At 45.6% G+C, this 2294-nt stretch carries 3 protein-coding genes; all 3 read right to left on the reverse strand.

What is annotated here, in order from left to right; translation table 11 throughout:
* Positions 1–125 precede the first annotated feature (125 nt).
* A complete protein-coding gene (ruvC, locus tag QT974_RS33570; RefSeq protein ID WP_333472686.1) occupies positions 126–662 on the reverse strand; it encodes a crossover junction endodeoxyribonuclease RuvC in 537 nt (178 codons plus the stop codon).
* Positions 663–817: 155 nt separating this feature from the next.
* The gene (bchI, locus tag QT974_RS33575) at positions 818–1924 is read right to left on the reverse strand and encodes a magnesium chelatase ATPase subunit I (protein ID WP_442933238.1); all 1107 of its coding nucleotides are present in this window, start codon (positions 1922–1924) and stop codon (positions 818–820) included.
* Positions 1925–1988: 64 nt separating this feature from the next.
* The coding region (locus QT974_RS33580) for a DUF4926 domain-containing protein (protein WP_333472687.1) at positions 1989–2294 on the reverse strand (306 nt) is incomplete at its 5' end.

Genomic DNA, 2294 nt, shown 5'->3' on the forward strand with positions numbered 1-2294 from the left:
ATAGAATAGGAATTACTCGTGGGGTTGGGCGAAGCATTCGCGCCTATATCCTATCAATTATATGAGAGATTTTTAACGCGAATGCTTCGCCCCTACGAAAACGGGATGTTCCCAATACTTCACCCTTATATGGTCTTGAAAATTAAGGTTTTTTGGATGGTTTTCGGACAAATATCATCATCGTACCAACCAGTCAAAGCCACAGCCAAAGCATCCGCCGCATCATCGGGTTTCGGAATATAGCCTAGTTCTAACTCCCGCGCCACTGCTTCTTGCACTTCCGATTTGTCAGCATTCCCGCGCCCAGTTAAGGCTTTTTTAATTTGGGCCGGCGTAAACTCGAACAGCGGCACTCCACACTGCGCTAATACTAATGTCAAAACTCCCCGCGCTTGTGCTATAAGTATGGTATTGCCCATTTTGTAAAAAAAGAGCTTTTCGGCGATCGCCAAATCTGGTTTTATCTGTTCAACTACGGCGTGCAAATCTTCGTAAATGGTTTTAAGCCGCTCTCCCATTTCCTGTTTTGGTGTTGTTTTAATCACGCCGCAGTCAATCATGGAAACAGAGTTTTGATCTAGTTTTCCGACAATGTGACAGGAAATTGCTCCGTATCCAAGGCTTGCTAAGCCGGGATCTAATCCTAGAATTATCTTTTTCATTTGTATTTAGGTTTGTAGTAAGGACTTTAGTCCTTAGTGAATCTGTTTTGAGGACTGAAGTCCTCACTACGAACCTAATATTTGAGGACTGAAGTCCTCACTACGAACCTCGAATTTAGGTTTGTAGTAAGGACTTTAGTCCTTAGTAGTCCTTACTACGAACTGGTTTCTATGCCGAATACTCGATCGAACACTTTGGTCACTTTAGAACCCGAATCTATTGATTCTAGCGGGTCTTTCCGCAATCGGTGACGCAAACACAGGGTCATCACCCGGCGAATATCGCCCACTGTGACCTCTGTGCGGCATTCTAAGGCGGTCAAAGCTTTGGCGGCCCGGTTTGTGACCAAATCGCCCCGCAGTCCGTCTACGTCCAATTCCGCGCAAACTTGGGAGATTTTGACTCGCAAATCCCGATCGAGCTTTACCGATTTCAGCCTTTCCTGGGCCTCCACCAACTTCTCCTGCATATCATCTTGTTCGTGCTGATATTTCGAGAGAAAGTCTGTGGGATCTTGGTCGAAATTCGATCGCTGTTCGACAATTTCTACTCTTAAATTCGGGTCTTTGACAGTCCGAATTTCGGCGTGCATCCCGAATCTATCCAGCAATTGCGGCCGCAATTCTCCTTCTTCTGGGTTGCCGGAACCAATTAAAATAAACTTAGCTGGGTGGCGGATCGAAATGCCTTCTCTTTCTACAGTATTCCAACCGCTGGCGGCCGAGTCAAGCAAAACATCGACTAAATGATCGTCGAGCAAATTGACTTCATCGACGTAAAGAATGCCGCGGTTGGCTTTAGCTAAAAGACCGGGTTCAAAAGCTTTAACACCTTCCGACAAAGCTTTTTCAATGTCGATCGTACCGCAAACTCGGTCTTCGGTCGCACCCAAAGGTAAATCTACCATTTGGACTTTTTTGCGGGCGATTTTAATCTCAGTTTGAGTTAAAGTGCGATCGCGCACCTCATCACTCATCAAATCCGGATCGCTGGGATGGCTGTTAAAAGGATCGTCTGCTACCACCTCAATTTCTGGCAGCAAGTCAGCGAGGGCGCGGATTGTGGTAGATTTACCAGTACCGCGATCGCCCATAATCATTACGCCACCAATTTTCGGATCGATGACATTCAACAGCAGTGCGAGTTTCATCTCCTCCTGACCGACAATCGCAGTGAAGGGAAAAACAGCGCGGCGGGCCACGGTAACAGTTGGCAGAACACCCGCATTCAGGTTATTGCTGACTTCGGCAGTAGGACTCACAATAAATTCTTTACTCTAATGACAGTTCTCTATTGTGACATACAGGGGGACAATAATCGATTGACTATTTCTCAGACAAAGAACGCGCAAACTCTAAAACTTGTATCTGACTTTCGTCTGACAAATGTCCAACCATCGCAGCTAATAGCTCAGATACAGACAACCAACGCCTTTCTTTCGACTTCCAGACAACTAAAAACTGCTCGGTAGACAGAGTACACAAAGCTATCGTTTCGCCAGAGCTATCGCTAAATTCTACTTCGTAATTTCCATCATCATAACAATCTACAATAGCCCCTCTAACACCTAGGTGTAAATTAGACAAGAGTGCAAAAATCCTAGAAGGGCGTAGCATTTGGACATAAAATCT

This window comes from Microcoleus sp. BM001215392 (assembly GCF_036700185.1).
In the GTDB taxonomy this organism is placed as follows: Bacteria; Cyanobacteriota; Cyanobacteriia; order Cyanobacteriales; family Microcoleaceae; genus Microcoleus.